Origin of the sequence: Thalassovita mangrovi (genome assembly GCF_009857745.1) — a bacterium.
GTDB classification, from domain to species: Bacteria; Pseudomonadota; Alphaproteobacteria; order Rhodobacterales; family Rhodobacteraceae; genus Thalassobius; species Thalassobius mangrovi.
The window spans coordinates 388,645-409,113 of record NZ_WWEN01000003.1; the positions used below are offsets into that span (position 1 = coordinate 388,645).

General features: G+C 63.9%; 18 protein-coding genes. 14 read left to right on the forward strand and 4 right to left on the reverse strand.

Translation table 11 applies throughout. The annotated features are described in order from the left end of the window. Position 1 precedes the first annotated feature (1 nt). A complete protein-coding gene (gene ahcY, locus GR167_RS08440; RefSeq protein WP_160973027.1) occupies positions 2-1,399 on the reverse strand; it encodes an adenosylhomocysteinase in 1,398 nt (465 codons plus the stop codon). 199 nt (positions 1,400-1,598) lie between these two features. Between ahcY and GR167_RS08445 the strand changes: the two genes are divergently transcribed. From GR167_RS08445 to GR167_RS08455, 3 genes are all read left to right on the forward strand, one after another. Next, positions 1,599-2,195 (forward strand): HD domain-containing protein, encoded by a 597-nt coding sequence (locus tag GR167_RS08445; RefSeq protein WP_160973028.1) that lies wholly within the window; start codon positions 1,599-1,601, stop codon positions 2,193-2,195. A 1-nt stretch (position 2,196) separates the two neighbouring features. Beyond that, complete coding sequence (locus GR167_RS08450; protein WP_235915887.1) at positions 2,197-2,679, forward strand: GNAT family N-acetyltransferase; 483 nt, start codon at positions 2,197-2,199, stop codon at positions 2,677-2,679. Positions 2,680-2,835: 156 nt separating this feature from the next. Next, positions 2,836-3,120: a hypothetical protein gene (locus tag GR167_RS08455; protein ID WP_160973029.1), complete on the forward strand. Its 285-nt coding sequence runs from the start codon at positions 2,836-2,838 to the stop codon at positions 3,118-3,120. A 39-nt stretch (positions 3,121-3,159) separates the two neighbouring features. Here GR167_RS08455 and GR167_RS08460 read toward each other — a convergent pair whose 3' ends face one another. Both GR167_RS08460 and GR167_RS08465 read right to left on the reverse strand, forming a co-directional pair. After that, complete coding sequence (locus GR167_RS08460) at positions 3,160-3,711, reverse strand: ActR/PrrA/RegA family redox response regulator transcription factor (RefSeq protein WP_160973030.1); 552 nt, start codon at positions 3,709-3,711, stop codon at positions 3,160-3,162. An 88-nt stretch (positions 3,712-3,799) separates the two neighbouring features. Then, on the reverse strand, positions 3,800-4,432 hold the full coding sequence (locus tag GR167_RS08465) for an SCO family protein (RefSeq protein WP_160973031.1): 633 nt from the start codon (positions 4,430-4,432) through the stop codon (positions 3,800-3,802). Between the two features lie 90 nt (positions 4,433-4,522). On the opposite strand from GR167_RS08465, the gene regB reads away from it, so the two are divergent. The 8 genes from regB to trxA all read left to right on the forward strand — a co-directional run bounded on the left by regB (position 4,523) and on the right by trxA (position 16,398). After that, positions 4,523-5,920, forward strand: coding sequence for a sensor histidine kinase RegB (gene regB, locus GR167_RS08470; protein WP_160973032.1), 1,398 nt, complete (start codon positions 4,523-4,525; stop codon positions 5,918-5,920). 98 nt (positions 5,921-6,018) lie between these two features. Further along, positions 6,019-7,527: a PAS-domain containing protein gene (locus tag GR167_RS20405; protein ID WP_160973033.1), complete on the forward strand. Its 1,509-nt coding sequence runs from the start codon at positions 6,019-6,021 to the stop codon at positions 7,525-7,527. A gap of 40 nt (positions 7,528-7,567) precedes the next feature. Beyond that, positions 7,568-8,038: a tRNA (adenosine(37)-N6)-threonylcarbamoyltransferase complex ATPase subunit type 1 TsaE gene (gene tsaE, locus GR167_RS08480; RefSeq protein WP_160973034.1), complete on the forward strand. Its 471-nt coding sequence runs from the start codon at positions 7,568-7,570 to the stop codon at positions 8,036-8,038. Continuing rightward, positions 8,035-9,045 (forward strand): aminoglycoside phosphotransferase family protein, encoded by a 1,011-nt coding sequence (locus GR167_RS08485; protein ID WP_160973035.1) that lies wholly within the window; start codon positions 8,035-8,037, stop codon positions 9,043-9,045. The genes tsaE and GR167_RS08485 overlap by 4 nt, the downstream gene beginning before the upstream one ends. Beyond that, entirely contained in the window at positions 9,027-9,713 is a 687-nt protein-coding gene (locus GR167_RS08490; protein WP_160973036.1) for a nucleotidyltransferase family protein, read from the forward strand. The genes GR167_RS08485 and GR167_RS08490 overlap by 19 nt, the downstream gene beginning before the upstream one ends. Next, positions 9,706-12,639: a double-strand break repair protein AddB gene (addB, locus tag GR167_RS08495; protein ID WP_160973037.1), complete on the forward strand. Its 2,934-nt coding sequence runs from the start codon at positions 9,706-9,708 to the stop codon at positions 12,637-12,639. The genes GR167_RS08490 and addB overlap by 8 nt, the downstream gene beginning before the upstream one ends. Next, positions 12,636-16,022: a double-strand break repair helicase AddA gene (gene addA, locus GR167_RS08500; RefSeq protein ID WP_160973038.1), complete on the forward strand. Its 3,387-nt coding sequence runs from the start codon at positions 12,636-12,638 to the stop codon at positions 16,020-16,022. Before addB ends, addA begins: the two co-directional genes overlap by 4 nt. A gap of 55 nt (positions 16,023-16,077) precedes the next feature. Beyond that, positions 16,078-16,398, forward strand: a complete 321-nt coding sequence (trxA, locus tag GR167_RS08505; protein ID WP_160973039.1) for a thioredoxin — start codon at positions 16,078-16,080, stop codon at positions 16,396-16,398. Between the two features lie 72 nt (positions 16,399-16,470). Here the strand turns inward: trxA and GR167_RS08510 are convergent, their stop codons facing one another. Further along, positions 16,471-17,388, reverse strand: coding sequence for a hypothetical protein (locus GR167_RS08510; protein WP_160973040.1), 918 nt, complete (start codon positions 17,386-17,388; stop codon positions 16,471-16,473). A gap of 98 nt (positions 17,389-17,486) precedes the next feature. Here GR167_RS08510 and hslV point away from each other — a divergent pair, with 98 nt between their 5' ends. From hslV to hslU, 3 genes are read left to right on the forward strand one after another with little or no spacing between them, the layout of a single operon-like run. Continuing rightward, positions 17,487-18,044, forward strand: coding sequence for an ATP-dependent protease subunit HslV (gene hslV, locus GR167_RS08515; RefSeq protein ID WP_160973041.1), 558 nt, complete (start codon positions 17,487-17,489; stop codon positions 18,042-18,044). Next, on the forward strand, positions 18,041-19,108 hold the full coding sequence (locus GR167_RS08520; RefSeq protein ID WP_160973042.1) for a hypothetical protein: 1,068 nt from the start codon (positions 18,041-18,043) through the stop codon (positions 19,106-19,108). Before hslV ends, GR167_RS08520 begins: the two co-directional genes overlap by 4 nt. A gap of 12 nt (positions 19,109-19,120) precedes the next feature. Beyond that, on the forward strand, positions 19,121-20,428 hold the full coding sequence (hslU, locus tag GR167_RS08525) for an ATP-dependent protease ATPase subunit HslU (protein WP_160973043.1): 1,308 nt from the start codon (positions 19,121-19,123) through the stop codon (positions 20,426-20,428). Positions 20,429-20,469 lie beyond the last annotated feature (41 nt).

Below are 20,469 nucleotides of genomic sequence, written 5' to 3' on the forward strand. Positions count from 1 at the left end.
ATCAGTACCGATAGTGTTCCGGTTTGAACGGGCCTTCGGGGCTGACGCCGATATAATCGGCCTGGTCCTTGCTCAGCTTGGACAGCTTCACGCCGATCCGGTCCAGATGCAGCCGGGCGACCTTTTCGTCCAGGTGCTTGGGCAGGATGTAGACCTCGTTCTTGTATTCCTCGCCACGGGTCCACAGTTCAATCTGCGCCAGCGTCTGGTTGGTGAAGCTGGCCGACATCACGAAGGACGGGTGACCGGTGGCGTTGCCGAGGTTCAGCAGACGGCCTTCGGACAGCAGAATGATCCGTGCGCCGCTCGGCATTTCGATCATGTCCACTTGGTCCTTGATGTTGGTCCATTTGTGGTTCTTCAGCGCCGCGACCTGAATTTCGTTGTCGAAATGGCCGATATTGCCGACGATCGCCATGTCCTTCATCTCGCGCATATGCTCGATGCGGATGATGTCCTTGTTGCCGGTGGTGGTGATGAAGATATCGGCGGAGGACACCGCGTCTTCCAGCGTCACAACCTCGAACCCGTCCATCGCGGCCTGCAGGGCGCAGATCGGATCGACCTCGGTCACTTTCACCCGGGCGCCGGCGCCGCGCAGCGACGCGGCCGAGCCTTTGCCCACATCGCCGTAACCACAGACCACGGCGACCTTGCCGGCCATCATGGTGTCGGTGGCCCGGCGGATACCGTCGACCAGCGATTCCTTGCAGCCGTATTTGTTGTCGAATTTCGACTTGGTGACGGAATCGTTCACGTTGATGGCGGGGAAGGGCAGGTGGCCCTTTTCCATCATCTGGTACAGGCGATGCACGCCGGTGGTGGTTTCCTCGGTCACGCCCTTGATCATGTGGCGCTGCTTGGTGAACCAGCCGGGGCTTTCCTTCAGCCGCTTCTTGATCTGCGCGAACAGCGCGACCTCTTCCTCCGAGGTCGGGGTTTCGATCAGGTCGGTTTCGCCTTCTTCGACCCGCGCACCCATCAGGATGTACAGCGTCGCGTCGCCGCCATCGTCGAGGATCATGTTGGCGCCGCCTTCTTCCTCGAATTGGAAGATGCGGTCGGCATAATCCCAGTATTCTTCCAGCGTTTCACCCTTGATGGCGAAAACCGGAACGCCGCTGGCCGCGATCGCGGCCGCCGCGTGGTCCTGGGTCGAAAAGATGTTGCACGAGGCCCAGCGGACATCGGCGCCAAGCGCCACCAGCGTTTCGATCAGAACAGCGGTCTGGATCGTCATGTGCAGCGACCCGGCGATGCGCGCGCCTTTCAGCGGCTTGCTGTCGCCATATTCCGCGCGCAGCGCCATCAGGCCCGGCATTTCGGTCTCGGCGATGTCGAGTTCCTTGCGGCCGAACTCGGCCAGATTGATGTCTTTTACGATATAATCGTTTGCCATCCGGATGGCTCCTTACAAACACGGTTTGCTAGGCAGATAACATCCACCCCATGACCAGACAATGAAGGATTGGGGTTTCGCGCCTTTTGGGGGTAACGGGCCCGCGAAATTTCGATGCCACCGCGTTCTGCGCCCGCCTATCCGTTGCGCCACCTTTCGCAGGGCGCTACCTAGGGTCCCAGGATCAGGAGATCGCGACATGGCCGCCAAACAACCCCGCGCCTGGCAAAGGATGCTTTCGGGCCGCAGGCTGGACCTGCTGGACCCGACCCCGATGGATATCGAGGTCGAGGACATCGCCCACGGGCTGGCCTTCGTGGCACGCTGGAACGGGCAGACGCTGGGCGATTTCGCCTATTCGGTGGCCGAGCATTCGCTGCTGGTCGAGGATCTGTTCACCCGCATGTATCCCGGAACGCCGGTGAAATGGCGGCTGGCGGCACTGCTGCACGATGCGCCGGAATACGTGATCGGCGACATGATTTCGCCGGTCAAGGCGGCGGTGGGGCCGGGATATGACGAATTGGACAAGCGGCTGATCGCGGCGATCCATATCCGCTTCGGCCTGCCCGCGGCGATCCCGGTAACGGTGAAGAAACAGATCAAGAAGGCCGACCGGGTCAGCGCCTGGATGGAGGCCACGCAGATCGCCGGGTTTTCGGTCACAGAAGCCAACAAATTCTTCGGCAGGCCCGACCCGCAGGTAATCGAGGGCCTGTCGATCCGGCTGCGCCCGCCGGTCGAGGCGCGCAACGATTACACCGCCCGGATCGAAGCCCTGCTGCAGGACTGCTGAAATGAAGATCCGCCGCGCCACCCGGCTCGACACCCGGCAGATGGCCGATCTGCTGAACGGCATCATCGCGGCGGGCGGTACGACGGCGATCACCGATCCGGTCACCGGCGACATGCTGTGGGACTGGATCGAAGCGGGCGCCGGTCGCGCCGCGTGGCACGTGGCGGAACAGGATGGCGAAATCATCGGCTTCCAATGGATCGGGCCGCAGGATTACCTGCCTAGCGTGGCCTGCGATATCGCGTCTTTCGTGCGGATCGGGCAGACCGGGTTGGGGATCGGGTCGCAACTGTTCGACGCGACGCAGGCTGCGGCGCGCGATCTTGGCTATGCCTGGATCAACGCCAATATCCGCGCCGATAACGAAAGCGGGCTGACCTATTACCAAAGCCGCGGATTTCGCACCTATGACCATTGGCACGATTACCGGCTGAAGGACGGGCAGGTGGTCGACAAGGTTCTGAAACGCTTCGACCTCGATTGATCCCCGGCTTTCCCCCCTGTGCAATCGCGCAACACCGGGCGCGGGCATAGGGAATTTCCCTTCAACAATCCCGCGAACCTGCCGTTGGGGATTCAGATGGCGCATCTTGCCCCGACAGGCGGGGCGGCGCGGTACCTGGCAGGATGGGGGTGGCCCATGACGACCGATATACTGGCGCTTGTCGCAAGTTATTTCCTGTGCAGCGCAGCAGCCGAACGGCAGATGCTGAGCGAGGATCAATCGGCGCAATGTTCCGCCATCCTGAGCGAACTGAAACAAAGCTTTGCCGAGCTTCAGCAAGACGGTGCAGACCGGCAAAACCATGCGATGATCGTCGGCCAGGGTGATGACGGCTATCACAGCTGGCTGGCGGAAAACCCGCAACTGGCCGCAAGGCTGCGGGCCGAGGCCCGGACCCAGCTGGCGATGTTCAGTTTCTGAGGGTCAAAGCAGGCCGCTCACCCGCCCTTGTCACAGCGATCAGCGCGGGCTGCGCTTGGCCAGGATGCGCTGCAGCGTACGGCGGTGCATGTTCAGGCGCCGGGCGGTTTCGCTGACATTGCGGTCGCAGAGTTCATACACCCGCTGAATATGTTCCCAGCGCACGCGATCCGCGCTCATCGGGTTTTCCGGCGGCGGCGGCAATTCGTCCCCGGTCGCCAGCAGGGCATTGGTGATGTCGGTCGCATCGGCGGGTTTCGACAGGTAATCGGTGGCGCCGATCTTGACCGCCGCGACGGCGGTGGCGATGGCGCCGTAGCCGGTCAGGACCACGACCCGGCAATCGGGGCGCTTTTCACGCAGCACTTCGACCACGTCCAACCCGTTGCCGTCTTCCAGCCGCAGGTCGCAGACCGCATAGGCTGGCGGGCGGGCGGTGGCGATCGCCTTGCCGGCGGCGACCGACCCGGCGGTTTCCACTTCGAACCCGCGCTTTTCCATCGCTTTCGCCAGACGCTTCAGGAACGGTTCGTCATCGTCGACGATCAGAAGCGATTTGTCCTCGCCAATATCCTGCATCTGATCGGTCATGTCGCTCCTCCAAAGTCGCGCGCTCGGTGTTTAGATGGTTCTATAGCGCGGGTCCCCCTGCGTCAAATGATCCCGGTCGGTCCTAATTTCAACCATGCGCGTCAAGAAAACACTGAACCCTGTCAGCCATTTGCTCGGGCGTCAGGTCGCGGCGGAAGAATTCGACAAAGCCGTCATCGGGGAACACCAGATAGGTGAAGGTCGAATGGTCGATCAGGTAATATTCCTCGTCGCCCGCTTCCGGTTCCTGTTTCTGATAGAAGGTGCGATAGGCCTGGCTGGCCGCCTTGACCTGTTCCGGAGTCCCGGTCAGCCCGATCATGCGCGGATGCATGTAATCGGTGAAATCGGCCAGCAATTCGGGCGTGTCGCGGTCGGGGTCGATGGAAATGAACACCGGTTTTACGATCTTGCCCCGGTTTTCCAGGATTTCGACCGCCTCGGCATTGCGCGTATTGTCCAGCGGGCAGACATCGGGGCAGAAGGTATAGCCGAAGTAAAGCAGCGTCGGCTGATCGATCACGTCTTTGTCGGTCACCGTCTTGCCGGTCTCATCGACCAGGGTGAACGGCCCGCCGATCTGGGCCCCGCCGGCCACCGCGCTGGTGCGGCAGTCAGCATATTTGTCATCCGGCCCCGGCCCCGAGGTCACGAACCAGGTCACCCCCAACAGGGCGGTTACGGCAACGGCCGAGATCGAAGCGATAAGCGTGCGGTTCATGATGCTGTCCTTGGTTCCGGAACGGTGTATTGATTGATGTACCTGCATATTTAACACTGAAACCAGAAGTTCAACGGGGCGAAGGCGCGCATGGCGGAAACCAAGTTCGATGTGCTGAAGGGTCAGGAGCGCGGCAACTGGATCAAGCTGCGCACCATCATCCTGCTCAGATGGGCCGCCATTGCCGGGCAATTGACGGCGATTTTCGTCGCCGAGCGCATGTTCGGCCTGCAGCTGGAACTCAGCCTGTGCCTGCTGGTCATCTCGGTGTCGGTGCTCGGCAACCTCGTGGCGATGTTCATCTTTCCCGAAAGCAAACGGCTGACGGAAAACGAAAACCTGCTGATGGTGCTGTTCGACCTGCTGCAGCTGTCGCTGCTTTTGTACCTGACCGGCGGGCTGCATAACCCGTTTTCGATCCTGATCCTCGCCCCGGTGATCGTGTCGGCCTCGGCCCTGTCGCTGCGCTCGACGATCTTCCTTGGGATGACGGCCATATTGGCGGTGACGCTGCTGGCGGAATTCCACCTGCCGCTGAAGACCGCGGACGATCACGTTTTGCGGGTGCCCGACATTTTCGTCTTCGGCAACTGGATCGCCACGGTGATCGCGGTGATCTTCCTCGGCGCCTATTCGCGCCGGGTGACGGTGGAAATGCATGCCATGTCGGACGCGTTGCAGGCGACTTACATGGCGCTGTCGCGGGAACAGAAGCTGACCGATATCGGCGGCGTGGTGGCCGCCGCCGCGCATGAGCTGGGCACGCCGCTGGCGACGATCAAGCTGACCAGCAGCGAATTGATCGAAGACCTGGAAGACCAGCCGGAACTGCAAGAAGACGCGCGGCTGATCCGCGAACAGGCCGATCGCTGCCGCGATATCCTGCATTCGATGGGGCAGGCGGGCAAGGACGACCTGCACCTTCGCCAGGCGCCGCTGATGGCGGTGCTGCGCGAAGCCGCCGAACCGCATATGGATCGCGGCAAGCTGATTCATTTCGACCAAGCCAGCGCAGAGCTGGACCCGACGACGCAGCCCAGCATCCTGCGCCGTCCGGAAATCATCCACGGGATGCGCAACCTGATCCAGAATGGTGTCGATTTCGCCGCCCGCAATGTCTGGATCGAAGCGGGATGGTCCAATGACACGATCTGCGTGCGGATCATGGATGACGGGCGCGGGTTCCCGCCGCATCTGATCGGCCGGATCGGCGACCCCTTCATGCGCCGCAAACGCAGCCAAGCCGACGATACCAAACGCCCCGAATACGAAGGCATGGGGCTGGGCCTGTTCATCGCCAAGACGCTGCTGGAACGGTCCGGGGCGGAGCTGAGTTTCGCCAATGGCCGCGACCCGCACCCGCCTTACAACGCCGATTCCGAACGGTGCGGCGCGATTGTCGAAGTGGTCTGGCCGCGGCGCGAAATCGACGCCGAAAGCGGGGAAAACGCGGTTCCAATCGGTAAAAACCGCCCCCTGGAGGTCTGATCCCCCCCTAAATTAAACTTTTATTAACGCATTTTACTAAATCTTTCCGAGTATTTTGAAGGGTTTATACAATGCTTGATTTACAAAGTTTAATGGTCGTGAGTGCCATTTCCTTGTCAGTCGCTTCGCTTACCTTTCACGTCGTTTCCCGGCCCGCGGCACCGGAACCGAACCCTCAGGCAAGATCGGCGCGGTCGACCCGGTTCCTCTATGACGGGCCGGAGCTTCTCGATGCCAGCGAAGGTGGCGAAGATCTGCTTGGCCTGTGCAGCGATCGCTGCGACTGGCAGGAACTGGCCAAGCTGCTGATGCCGCGGTTTCCCGGCTTTCCGGCGATGCCGCCGAACGGGCTTTCCAAACAACCGATCACGCTGGATTCGGCCGATATCGGCGCCCGATCGCAGGTGGTGATCGAAAACATACGCGGCCTGATCCGCGTCAGCCTGATCGAACATTCCGGCGACCCGGTCCTGTCTGCCGGCAATCTGCACCGCCAGCGGCTGCAGGCGGAGCGGATCGAAACCCTGTGCAACGCGGCCCACAGCGCGCCCTATCCGATCTGGCAGACCGATCAGGACGGCAAACTGCGCTGGAGCAATGCAGCCTATGACCAGGTCAAAAAGGCCTGTTTCAAAACCTCCTCGGTTACGCCGCCGCTTTTCGATCTGCAGGGCAACAGCCCGGACGCAACAGTGCGCAACCGTATGTCGGTGACCGTGAACAACGGCGCCGAGGAACTGTGGTACGACGTGACCTCGGTGCGGGGTGACGATTTCACCATGCATTACGCGATGGATGTCAACGCAGTGGTGCAGGGCCAGGCGGCGCAGAAGAATTTCGTTCAGACCCTGACCAAGACCTTCGCCCAGCTGTCGATCGGGCTGGCGATTTTCAACCGCAAACGCGAACTGGCGCTGTTCAACCCGGCCCTGGCCGACCTGACCGGCCTGCCGGTGAGTTTCCTCAGCAACCGGCCCGGCCTGCACAGCTTCTTCGACCGGCTGCGCGACAACCAGACCATGCCGGAACCCAGGGATTACACGTCCTGGCGCGAAAAGATGGACGACCTGGCCAATGCCGCCGCCGACGGGCGCTATCTGGAAACCTGGAACCTGCCGTCCGGGCTGACCTACCGGGTCAGCGGGCGGCCGCATCCGGACGGTGCCGTGGCCTTCCTGTTCGAAGATATCAGCGCCGAAATTTCGCTGACCCGCCGGTTCCGCGCCGACCTGGAACTGAACCAGTCGGTGATCGATCACCTCGATCTGGCCGTGGCGGTATTTTCCGCCAGCGGTCAGCTCTACCTGTGCAACGAGCTGTATCGCGAGATCTGGCAAACCGATCCCGATCGCAGCTGCGCCGAAGTGTCAATCCGCGATTCCCTGGACCTGTGGCAACAGTCCTGCCTGCCGTCGGACAGGTGGGATGACATCGCCCGTTTCGTCACCAGCGCCAATCCCGCGACCGACCCGGGCGGCGTGGTGCAGCTGAGCAACGGCACCCGTCTGAACACCCGCATGATGCGGATACGCGGCGGCGCCAGCATGGTGGTTTTCGACTTTGCCCGCCCGGCGAAACGGCGTATCAGCCTGGCCAAAACCACCTGAACCCGCTTGCAGCCTGCGCGCTTCCGGGTAATCTCCGGACATGGCCAGCTGCCCCTTGATCATCGACCTGAAAACGCCCGACGACACCGCAACCCTGGCCCGTGCGATCGGGGCGCGGTTGCGCCCGGGCGACGTGATCCTGATGGAAGGCGGCATCGGCGCCGGCAAGACCCATTTCGCCCGCGCCCTGATCCAATCGCTGCTGGTTGAGCCCGAAGACGTGCCGTCGCCCACCTTCACCCTGGTGCAGGTCTATGACGGGGCCGACGCGGAAATCTGGCACAGCGATCTGTACCGTCTGGGCAGCCCCGACGAAGCGGTCGAACTGGGGCTGGAAGACGCGTTCGAAACCGCGATCTGCCTGGTCGAATGGCCCGACCGGCTGGCCGATCTGGCGCCCGCCGACGCCCTGACCCTGTCCTTCGAGGTCACCGGGGACGAAACACGCCGGGTGACCTGCCGCTGGAGCGACGCGAAATGGAACGAAAAACTGGACGGGGTGGCGCCATGACGGGCAGGGCGGATTTGATCGACGCTTTCATCGCGGGTACCGATTGGGCCGGGGCATACCGACGCCCGCTGGCGGGCGATGCGTCGAACCGGCGTTACGAACGGCTGCACCGGGACGGCGAAACGGCCGTCCTGATGGATGCGCCGCCGGAAAAGGGTGAGGACATCCGCCCCTTCACCCGGATCGCCCGGTTCCTCACCGGGCTGGGGCTGAGCGCGCCGCGCATTATCGCAGAGGATGCTGAACACGGCTTCCTGATCCTCGAAGACCTCGGCGACGACCTGTTCGCCCGCGTCATTCCGCGCGATCCCGATCTGGAAACCCCGCTTTACGAAGCCGCGACCGATGTCCTGACCCTGCTGCACCGGGCCGATCCGCCCGACCTCGATCCCTATTCCCCGCAGGTGATGACCGACATGGCCGCGCTGGCCTGGCAATGGTACCGGGCGGGCAGCATCGGCAGCGATGAGGCGTCGGAACGGGCGTTCCGCGATGCCTTCGGGCCGATCCTCGAAACCCATGCAAGCGACCAATCGGTTCTGATCCAGCGCGATTACCACGCCGAAAACCTGCTGTGGTTGCCGGATCGTGTGGGCGAGGCGCGGGTCGGGCTGCTGGATTTCCAGGACGCGATGACCGGCCACCGCGCCTATGACCTGGTGTCGCTGCTGCAGGATGCGCGGCGCGACGTGCCGCCCGCGATCGAGGCGGCGATGATCGACCGCTATGTCGATCACAACGGCATCGACCCCGACATGTTCAAAACCGCCTATGCGGTGCTGGGCGCCCAGCGCAACCTGCGCATCGTCGGCGTTTTCGCGCGGCTGTGCATCCGCGACGGAAAGGCACACTATGTCGACCTGATCCCCCGGGTCTGGGACCTGATGAAACGCGATCTGGATCACCCGGCGCTGGCCCCGGTCAGACCGCTGGTGCTGGACGCGCTGCCCGAACCGACACCCGAAATCCTGCAGGAATTGAGACTGAAATGCGCCCGCAAGCCGTGATGCTGTTCGCCGCTGGCTTTGGCACCCGGATGGGGGCGCTGACGGCGGAAAGACCCAAACCCCTGATCGAGGTCGCGGGCCGTCCGCTGATCGATCACGCGCTGGATTTCGTCGACGCTTTCGGCGCCGAAACGGTGGTGGCCAACCTGCATTACAAATCCGACATGCTGCGCGCCCACCTGGCCGGGCGCGCCATCGGGTTTTCCGAGGAACAGCCCGATATCCTGGAAACCGGCGGCGGGCTACGCGCCGCGCTGCCGATGTTGGGGCAGGGGCCGGTGATGACGATGAATACCGACGCGGTATGGAACGGGCCGAACCCACTGAGCCTGCTGGCCGAAGCCTGGGACCCCGACCGGATGGATGCGCTGCTGATCTGCATCCCGCGCGCGCAGGCCGTCGGCCATGCCGGGCAGGGCGATTTCATCGCCGACGATCAGGGCCGCCTGACCCGTGGCCCCGGCGCGATCTATGGCGGCGTGCAGATCGTGAAGACCGAGGGGCTGAGCGATATCGAGGACGAGGCGTTTTCGCTTAACCTGCTGTGGAACAGGATGCTGGATGAAAACCGTCTGTTCGGTCTGACCTACCCGGGCCAATGGTGCGACGTGGGCCGCCCCGAAGGGATCGAACTGGCCGAACGCATGGTGGGGTTCAGCGATGTTTGACCCATCCAAGCCGCGCATCTTCGGCATCCCGTCGGGGTCGGATTTCCCGAAAGTCCTGGTCGAGGGGTTGATGCAACGCCACGGCGATGCCCCGCCTGAGGACCTGGCGCGCGCCACGCTGATGGTGAACACGCGGCGGATGGCGCGGCGCATCCGCGACCTGTTCGATGCCGGCCCGGCGCTGCTGCTGCCGCGCATCGGGCTGGTCACCGATCCGGCGATGGGCCGTGTCCTGCCCGACATTCCCGATGCCGTATCGCCGCTGCGCCGCCGGCTGGAAGTGGCGCAGCTGGTGTCGCGCCTGCTCGACAGCCAGCCCGATCTGGCGCCGCGCGCCTCGCTTTATGACCTCTCCGACAGCCTTGCCGCCCTGATGGACGAAATGCAGGGCGAAGGGGTGGCCCCGGACGTTCTGCGCAACCTCGATGTCAGCGATGAATCCGGCCACTGGAAACGCGCGCTCAACTTCCTCGACATCGTGCAGCACTATTTCGAAGACAGCATTGATGCCCCCGACAGCGAAACCCGCGCCCGGATGATCGTCACCGCGCTGACCGGGGACTGGGCCGCAAACCCGCCGCAAACCCCGCTGATCGTCGCCGGGTCCACCGGATCGCGCGGCACCACGATGCTGCTGATGAAGGCGGTGGCGAAGCTGCCGCAGGGCGCGATCGTGCTGCCCGGCTTCGATTTCGACATGCCGCTTTCCGGCTGGGACGATCTGGATGATGCTTTGGCGGCCGAAGATCACCCGCAATACCGGTTCCGCAAGCTGATGAACGAGCTGGGCATCGGCCCGCAGGACGTGCAGCCCTGGACGGATACCCCCGCACCCTGCCCGCCGCGCAACCGTCTGCTGTCGCTGGCGCTGCGCCCGGCCCCGGTGACCGACCGCTGGCTGGAAGAAGGCCCGCAGTTGCAGGACCTCGACCAGGCCTGCGCCGACCTGACCGTGATCGAGGCGCAATCGCAACGCGACGAAGCGCTGGCCATCGCCCTGCGCCTGCGCCGCGCCGCCGATGAGGGCATCACCGCCGCGCTGATCACCCCCGACCGGATGCTGACCCGGCAGGTGACCTCGGCGCTGGACCGCTGGGGCATCGTGCCCGACGATTCCGCCGGCACGCCGTTGCAACTGTCGCCGCCGGGGCGCTTCCTGCGACATGTTTCGGCGCTGTTTCACCGCAAGCTGACCTCTGAATCGCTGCTGACGCTGCTGATGCACCCGCTGACCCATTCGGGCGGCGAACGTGGCCCGCACCTGCTGCTGACCCGTGAACTGGAGCTGCATATCCGCCGCACCGGAATGCCGTTTCCCGACCCCGTCCAGATGCGCGCCTGGGCCGCCGTGATCGACAGGCCGATGGCCGTGGCGTGGATGGAATGGCTGATCGAGAATTTCATTGACAAGGATACGGGCGGCGAAATCGCCCTGACCGATCATGTCGAACGTCACATGATCCTGGCCGAAGCCATCGCCAATGGCAGCGCACCGTCGGGCGACAGCGCGCTTTGGTCCGGCGATTCCGGGCTGGCGGCGCAGGGCGTGGTGGCGACGCTGAGCGGCGAGGCGGAACATGGCGGCATCCTGTCGGCATCGGATTACGCCGACATGTTCGGTGCGATCCTGTCGCAGGGCGAGGTCCGCAACCCCGATGAACCGCATCCCAAGATCCTGATCTGGGGCACGTTGGAGGCCCGGGTGCAGGGCGCCGACCTGGTGATCCTCGGCGGTCTGAACGAAGGCAGCTGGCCTGAAATGCCCAACCCCGACCCGTGGCTGAACCGCCGGATGCGGCATGACGCGGGTCTGTTGCTGCCCGAACGCCGCATCGGTCTGTCGGCGCATGATTTCCAACAGGCGGCGGGCGCGCCGCAAGTCTGGATGACACGATCGGTCCGGTCCGATGACGCCGAAACCGTGCCGTCGCGCTGGCTGAACCGGATGACCAACCTGCTGAACGGCTTGCCGGGGCAGGGCGGCGATGTGGCGCTGGCCGGTGCCCGCGCGCGCGGCGATGAATGGCTGGCGCTGGCGCGCAAGCTGGAAGAACCGGGAACGACCCCCGCCGCACCGCGACCCTCGCCGCGCCCGCCGGTTGCGTCCCGGCCCAACCGGCTGTCGGTCACCGAAATCAAACGTCTGATCCGCGATCCTTACGCCATCTATGCTCGTCACGTGCTGCGGCTGCGACCGCTGGACCCGCTGATGCGCGCGCCCGACGCCTTGCTGCGCGGGATCGTCACCCATTCGGTGCTGGAACGGTTCATCCACGAATGCCGCGCCGATCCGGCAGCGCTGACCGCGCAGCGGCTCAATGAGATTGCAGACACTGTTCTGGCCCAAAACGTGCCCTGGCCCGATATCCGCGCGCTTTGGGCGGCGCGGATCGGGCGCATCGCGGACTGGTTCGTCGCCTCGGAAAAGGAACGTCAGGCCCGCGCAGTGCCGACCTATTTCGAAGAAAAGGGCGAGGTCGGTATCGACGGCATCGATTTCACCCTGGTGGGCAAGGCCGACCGTATCGACATGGATGATATGGGCCGCGCCCATATCTATGACTACAAGACCGGCGCGCCGCCCAGCGCCAAGCAGCAGCGGATTTTCGACAAGCAGCTTCTGCTGGAAGCGGCGATGATTTCGCGCGGCGGTTTCCCCGATATCGGACTGGCCGATGTGGCCGAGGCGACATTCATCGGGCTGGGATCGAAACCGGCGGAAGTTGCCGCGCCGCTTGAGGACGAACCGGTCGAACAGGTCTGGGACAAGTTCGAAACCCTGATCCAAAGCTATTTCCAGCCCGAACAGGGCTACACGGCGCGGCGCGCCCTGTTCAAGGACAGCGACATTTCCGATTACGACCAGCTGTCGCGCTTCGGCGAATGGGATGTCACCTCAGAGCCCGAACCGGAGGACCTGTCATGACCCCCCGCAACGAGGCCACCGAAAAGCAGGTTCAGGCGGCGCGCCCGAAACATTCCACATGGCTGGCCGCCAATGCCGGGTCGGGCAAGACCCGGGTTCTGACCGACCGGGTGGCGCGGCTGCTGCTGGAAAAGGTGCAGCCGCAGCATATCCTGTGCCTGACCTATACCAAGGCCGCGGCGAGCGAGATGCAGAACCGGCTGTTCAAGCGCCTGGGCGAATGGGCGATGCTGGCCGATGACAAGCTGCGGCTGCAATTGCTGGATCTGGGCGTTCCGGGCAGCATCAGTGACGAAGACCTGCGCAACGCCCGCACCCTGTTCGCCCGCGCCATCGAAACGCCGGGCGGGTTGAAGATCCAGACGATCCACTCGTTCTGTTCCTCGCTGCTGCGCCGTTTCCCGCTGGAAGCCCGCGTCAGCCCGCAATTCGCGGAAATGGAGGATCGCGCGGCGGCGCTATTGCGCGCCGAGATCGTGCAGGACCTGGCCGACGGGCGTGACGCCCCGGTAATCCGCCGCGTCGCGCATCATTTCACCGGCGAGGATTTCGAAAGCCTCACCGCCTCGATCGTGCATCAGCGCGCGTCGCTGCAAACCCCGCTGGGGCCGGACGATTGCCTGCAACTGTTCGATCTGGACCCCGGTTTCGACGAAGAGGCGCTGCAATCGCTGGTCTTCCTCGGCGATGAGGAGGATTTGCTGCGCGACGTGATCGCGGCGCTGGAAACCGGCAAGTCGAGCGATGCCAAGGCCGCCGCCAAGTTGCGGCTGATCGGGCGGCTGGACCTATCCGCCCTACCCATGCTGGAAGACGTGTTCCTGTTCGGGGCAAGCGCAAAATCGCCGTTTGGGGCCAAGATAGGGTCTTTCCCGACCAAGGATCTGCGCGAATCCATGGGCGCGCTGCTGCCCCGGCTGGAAAACCTGATGCGCCGGGTCGAAGACGCGCGAAACCGGCGGCTGTCGCTGTCGGCGGCGCGCAAGACCCATGCGTTGCAGGATTTCGCCCGCATCTTCCTGCCCGCCTATGAGGCGCGCAAGCAGCAGATGGGGTGGCTCGACTTCGACGACCTGATCCTGAAGGCGCGCGACCTGCTGACCGATCCGGCGGTGGCGGCCTGGGTTCTCTATCGCCTCGACGGCGGTATCGACCACATCCTGGTGGACGAGGCGCAGGATACCAGCCCTGCCCAATGGAAGGTGATCGAACTGCTGGCGCAGGAATTCACCTCCGGGTCCGGGGCACGGTCGCAGGTGGAACGCACGATTTTCGTGGTCGGCGACAAGAAACAATCGATCTATTCCTTCCAGGGCGCCGATCCGGGCGAATTCGACCGGATGCAGGCGGAATTCGCCGCGCGTCTGGCCACCACCGAACGGCCGCTGAACGAGATGGAGCTGCAATTCAGCTTCCGGTCGTCCCACGCGATCCTGTCGCTGGTGGACGAGGTGTTCAAAGGCCGCGAAGCATCCGGGTTCCATACCGGGTCGGAACACCGGGCGTTCAAGGACAAGATGTCGGGGCGGGTCGATCTGTGGCCGGTGGTGGACAAGACCGGCGAGGAAGAAGACGACGATTGGGCCGCGCCGGTGGACCGGCTGGGCGTCAAGCATCACACCGTTTTGCTGGCCGAACGGATCGCCCGGCAGATCCGCGCGATGATCGACCAGAAAGAGACTATTCCGGCGGAAATCGGCCATTCCGGCGAATACAACATGCGCCCGGTCAGCGAAGGCGATTTCCTGATCCTGGTGCAGCGCCGGTCGGACCTGTTCGCGGAAATCATCCGCGCCTGCAAGGAACAGGGGCTGGCCATCGCCGGGGCCGACCGGCTGAAGGTCGGCGCGGAACTGGCGGTGCGCGATCTGGCCGCGCTAATGAGCTTCCTTGCCACCCCCGAGGACAGCTATTACTTGGCCGTCGCTTTGAAATCGCCGCTGTTCGGCTGGGACGAACAGAAACTGTTCGACTTCGCCCATCGCCGCACCGAAAAACACCTGTGGGAAACCTTCCGCCACCGGCAGGAGGATATCCCCGAGGTGATGGAGGTGCTGAACGACCTGCGCGGCAAGGCCGATTACCTGCGCCCCTATGACTTGATCGAACGCATCCTGACCCGCCATGACGGGCGGCGCAAATTGCTGGCGCGGCTGGGGGCCGAGGCCGAAGATGGCATCAACGCCTTCCTCTCCCAGGCCTTGGCCTATGAACGCAGCGCGATTCCCAGCCTGATCGGGTTCCTGCAATGGATGGAAACCGACGAACTGGAAATCAAGCGGCAGATGGACAGCGCGGGCGACCGTATCCGGGTGATGACGGTGCATGGCGCCAAGGGGCTGGAAGCGCCGATCGTGATCCTGCCCGACACCGGAAAACGCAACGTGCAGCTGCGCGACGAAGTTCTGGCCGACGAGGGTCAGGTGATGTGGCGCACCGGCAGCGGCCAGATGCCGGACCGGATGCAGGCGGCGCGCGACAAACGCATCGCCGCCGAGGAGGCCGAGCGCGACCGGCTTTTGTACGTCGCGATGACGCGGGCGGAAAAATGGCTGATCGTGGCGGCGGCGGGCGATCTGGGGACAGACGGGGCAAGCTGGTACAGCAAGATCGGCAAGGCGATGGAACGGATGGCGGCAGAAGCGCAGGACTTCCCCTTCGGTCCCGGTCTGCGACTGAGCCACGGCGATTGGGGCGGCGACATTGTCGCCGCGCCGAAACGGGCCGAGGTGGAGGATGTCGTTCTGCCCGATTGGGCCCGCAGCACCGCCGCAACGCCGGAACCGATTGCCAAGACGCTCAGCCCCTCGACCGACCTTGGCGGCGCCAAGGCCCTGCCAGGCGAGGATAACCTGGACGAAGAAGCAGCCAAGAAACGCGGGCGGCAGATTCACCTGCTGCTGGAACACCTGCCCGAGGCAGATCAAGCGGATTGGCCCGACCTGGCCGCGAAGCTGCTGTCGCGCGGGGCCGACGCGGCGGGGGAGGATGAGCTTCCCGCGCTACTGGAAGAAGCGACCCGGGTGCTGACCAATCCCGATCTGCGACCGCTCTTCACCGATACCGCGCTGGCCGAGGTGCCGGTCACGGCTACGCTCGACGCCTTGGGCGGGCAGCGCATCCACGGCACCATCGACCGGTTGATCGTCGGTGAAAAAACCGTGATGGCGGTGGATTTCAAAACCAACGCTGTGACGCCGGAAAACCCCGAAGATTGCCCGCTTGGCCTGATCCGGCAGATGGCGGCCTATGCCGATGCTTTGACAAGGATTTATCCCAATAAGGACGTGCAGACCGCGCTGCTGTGGACCCGCACGGCGCGGCTGATGCCGCTGCCCGGGACGCTGCTGACACATTCGCTCGAAACGATCTGTCCGACTTGACGATTTCGGGTTCCAAACCTAGTTTTGCAGCAACCCAATTTTCAGGAGAAACCAAATGGGCACCGTAGCCGTTACCGACGCAACCTTCGACGCCGAAGTGAAGAATTCCGACATCCCCGTCGTGGTGGATTTCTGGGCTGAATGGTGCGGCCCCTGCAAGCAGATCGGCCCGGCCCTGGAAGAACTGGCCGCCGAACTGGAAGGCAAGGTGAAGATCGCCAAGGTCGACGTGGACAGCAACCCGAGCTCCGCCGCCGCCATGGGCATCCGCGGCATCCCGGCGCTGTTCATCTTCAAGGACGGCCAGGTCGTGTCGAACCGCGCCGGCGCAGCACCCAAGGCCGCGCTGCAAAGCTGGATCGAATCCTCGATCTGATCGGTTGCCGATACCGAATTGACGAAAACCCCGGTGCTTGCGCCGGGGTTTTTCTTTGCGAGGCCGTGAACGCTAAACCGGCCATCCGCCCCGCCGCAGCGCCTGGCGGATCTTGTTCTTGGCCTTGGGCGTACCGGCATTGATCGACATCTTCTGCCAGAACCACCAGATATAGCGCGCGTAATCGGGTGTTTCAGCCAGCACGGTTTCAAACGCCCGATCCAGCCCCTGCCGGTACACATCCGCCGCGACATGGTGGAAATCCACCCGCGCGAACAACACGCAGGGCTTGCCGAAGAAATAGCCGTTGAAGGCGGCGCTGGAATTCTGCGTCACCACGTAATCGCAGCGTTGCAGCATCTCGACCATATCCACCTCCTGCACCGTCAGGCGCGGGAAGCGGGCCGCCAGCGCATCCAGCTTGGAAATTTCCGAGGCCGTATAATGTTCCTTCGGGTGCAGCGTCGCGATTACCCGGCGCGACGGATCGTGCTGCAGGGTGGACACCAGCATTTCAAGCGGTGAACAGGTCTGGAACGACCGCCGTTCGGTCAGCCGCCCCTGCAACGGGGCATAGATGATGCCGTCGCGGGTTACCTGTTCCGCCGCGTCGCCGAACAGCCGCTTGCGCCAGAACCCATAGAACCGCTGCGCTTCGGTGTCGTCGATCCTGTCCGGGTCGAACCGGGTGTTCGCCACCCGCCAATCCCAGCGTTTCGTCGTCGGTTCGATCTGCCAGAACGGATAGTGATAGACCCGGCGGAAGGTTAGCGCGCGTTCCCCCTCCGGTTCGTCCATGTGGAACAGACGGTATCCGGGCCGGTTCACGCTGTCGGCGCGTTCGCGCAGGGAATTGCCGTTGAAACCGACGCTGAACCCGGCCTCTTCGACAACCTCAACGATCTTGGCGATGAAATTATGCTTGCCTTCCCGGGCGCTTTTTAAAAGCTCGGGTTCAAGATAGAAATCGAGGTGTGTAGGACTGCTCATGGATGGAAAGCTACCGGGCGCAACCGGGGCGGGCAAGCGCTACCCTTGTGCCGCCGCGCGCCAGCTTCCATATAGGCGGCAACGACAGGAGGCATCGCATGGCTGAGGATAAATTCCCCGGATGGCACGGCACCACCATCATCGGCGTCAAGAAGGGCGGCGAAGTGGTGATCGCGGGCGACGGGCAGGTTTCACTGGGTCAGACCGTGATCAAGGGCACCGCGCGCAAGGTGCGCAGGCTGTCCCCCGGCGGCTATGACGTGGTGGCGGGCTTTGCCGGATCGACCGCCGATGCCTTCACCCTGCTGGAACGGCTTGAGGCGAAACTGGAAGCGACCCCCGGTCAGCTGGCCCGCGCCAGCGTGGAACTGGCCAAGGATTGGCGCACCGACAAATACCTGCAAAAGCTCGAAGCGATGCTGATCGTCACCGACGGCGCGGAAATGTTCGTGATCACCGGCGCGGGCGACGTGCTGGAACCCGAACATGACGTCACCGCCATCGGGTCGGGCGGCAATTACGCCCTAGCCGCCGCACGCGGCATGATGGACAGCGACATGAGCGCCGAAGACATCGCCCGCAAGGCGATGGCGATCGCCGCCGATATCTGCGTCTACACCAACGGCAATTTGACGGTGGAGACGATCCGCAAATGATCTCCGACGACGATCTTCGCGCTGCCGTCGGATCGGGCCTGTTGTCCGAGGCGCAGGCGGCATCGCTGGCGGCGCTGGCCGACAGCCGCCGCGGGGCGCGCGAAAATCTGTCACCGGGGGATGAACCTTTCGAGCTGTTCAAAGGGTTCAACGAGATTTTCATCGTTGTCGGGCTGCTGATCCTGGCCGGGGGCTGGGCCGGGGTGACCGGCGTGGCGCTGACCGGACAGATCGTCAACGTGCAGACCGAGGTGGCGACCGCCGCCGCCATTGCCGCCGGTGCCATCTGGGCCCTGTCGGAATACTTCATCCGCCGCCGCCGCATGGTGGCGCCGGCCATCGCCCTGTCGGTGCTGTTCGCGCTGAACGCAGCGACCGGGCTGACCGCGTGGTTTTCGCAGCCCTTCATGGTGGCGCAGAACGACCTGACCAGCCTGCCGTTTCCTCTGGCCCTGACCACCGCGGCGACCGCGCTGTTCTGGGTCCGGTTCCGGGTGCCCTTCGCCATGGCGCTGATTGCGCTTGGCATCTTCGCGCTGGCGTTGCTGATCGGGGCCAACCAGGCCGGGGGACGGCCCGCGGAACTCACCGATTTCTTCCTGCTGTCGGCCAGCGGGCCATTCGCCTGGATCACGTTGCTGGTCGGGCTGGCCGTTTTTGCCGTGGCGATGTTTTTCGACATGAGCGACCCGCACCGCGTCACCCGCCGGTCGGCGCAGGGGTTCTGGCTGCACGTGGTCGCAGCGCCCGCTTTGGTCAACACCATCGCGCTCAGCCTGCTGGAAAAGGGCACGTCGGGCGCCTACCTGATCCTGCTGGCCGTTCTGGTTCTTTTCGCCGCCGTCGCCATCGTGATCGACCGCCGGTCCTTCCTGATTGCCGCGATCGGCTATATCGTCACCCTGGCCGGCACCGTTTTCGACGGCGGGGGCGCGGCGATGACCATTCTGATCCTGGGGCTTTTCCTGGTGATCCTCGGTGCATTCTGGGCCCGGATTCGCGCCACGCTTCTTTCACCCCTGTCCGGGCTGCTGCCGCTGCATCGGCTGCCGCCCTCTCACTGATAAGGGATTGTCATGACCAATCTTACCCCCCGCGAAATCGTTTCCGAACTCGACCGCTTCATCATCGGCCAGAACGACGCCAAGCGCGCCGTCGCCGTCGCCCTGCGCAACCGCTGGCGGCGCAAGCAACTGTCCGACGACCTGCGCGACGAGGTTTATCCGAAAAACATCCTGATGATCGGGCCCACCGGCGTCGGCAAGACCGAAATCAGCCGCCGCTTGGCGAAGCTCGCCAAGGCGCCCTTCATCAAGGTCGAGGCGACCAAGTTCACCGAGGTCGGGTATGTCGGCCGCGACGTGGAACAGATCGTCCGCGATCTGGTCGATGCGGCGATTTCCCAGACCCGCGAATACATGCGCGAAGAGGTCAAGGCCAAGGCGCATCAGGCCGCCGAGGACCGGGTGATCGAAGCCATCGCCGGCACGGATGCGCGCGAAGCGACCCGCGACATGTTCCGCAAGAAGCTGAAGTCGGGCGAGCTGGACGATACGGTCATCGAACTGGACGTGGCCGACACCTCGAACCCGATGCCGATGATGGACATCCCCGGCCAGCCGGGCAGCCAGATGGGCATGATGAACCTGGGCGATATCTTCGGCAAGGCCTTCGGCGGCCGTACCGTACGCCGCCGTATGACGGTGGCCGAAAGCTATGAAACCCTGATCAGCGAAGAGGCCGACAAGCTGCTGGACGACGAAACCGTGACCAGGACCGCGCTGGAATCGGTGGAAGAAAACGGCATCGTCTTCCTCGATGAGATCGACAAGGTCTGCGCCCGCTCCGACGCGCGCGGCGGCGACGTGTCCCGCGAAGGGGTGCAGCGCGACCTGCTGCCGCTGATCGAGGGTACCACCGTTTCCACAAAGCACGGCCCGGTGAAAACCGATCATATCCTGTTCATCGCCAGCGGAGCCTTCCATATCGCCAAACCGTCCGACCTGCTGCCCGAATTGCAGGGGCGTCTGCCGATCCGGGTGGAGCTCAGGCCGCTGACCGAGGACGATTTCGTCCGCATCCTGACCGAAACCGACAACGCGCTGACCCGGCAATACACCGCCCTGATGGCGACCGAGGAAGTGACGGTGAGCTTCACCGACGACGGCATCGCGGCACTGGCCAAGATCGCGGCCGACGTGAACCAGTCGGTGGAAAACATCGGCGCGCGGCGGCTTTACACGGTGATGGAGCGGGTATTCGAGGAACTGTCCTTCACCGCGCCGGACCAGCCGGGTCAGTCGGTGACGGTGGATGCCGCCTTCGTCGACAAGAACCTGGGCGAGCTGACCAAATCGGCCGATGTGAGCCGCTACGTTCTGTAACGCCAAGGCCGCGCAGCACTGGCATCGGTTTTGGAAAACCG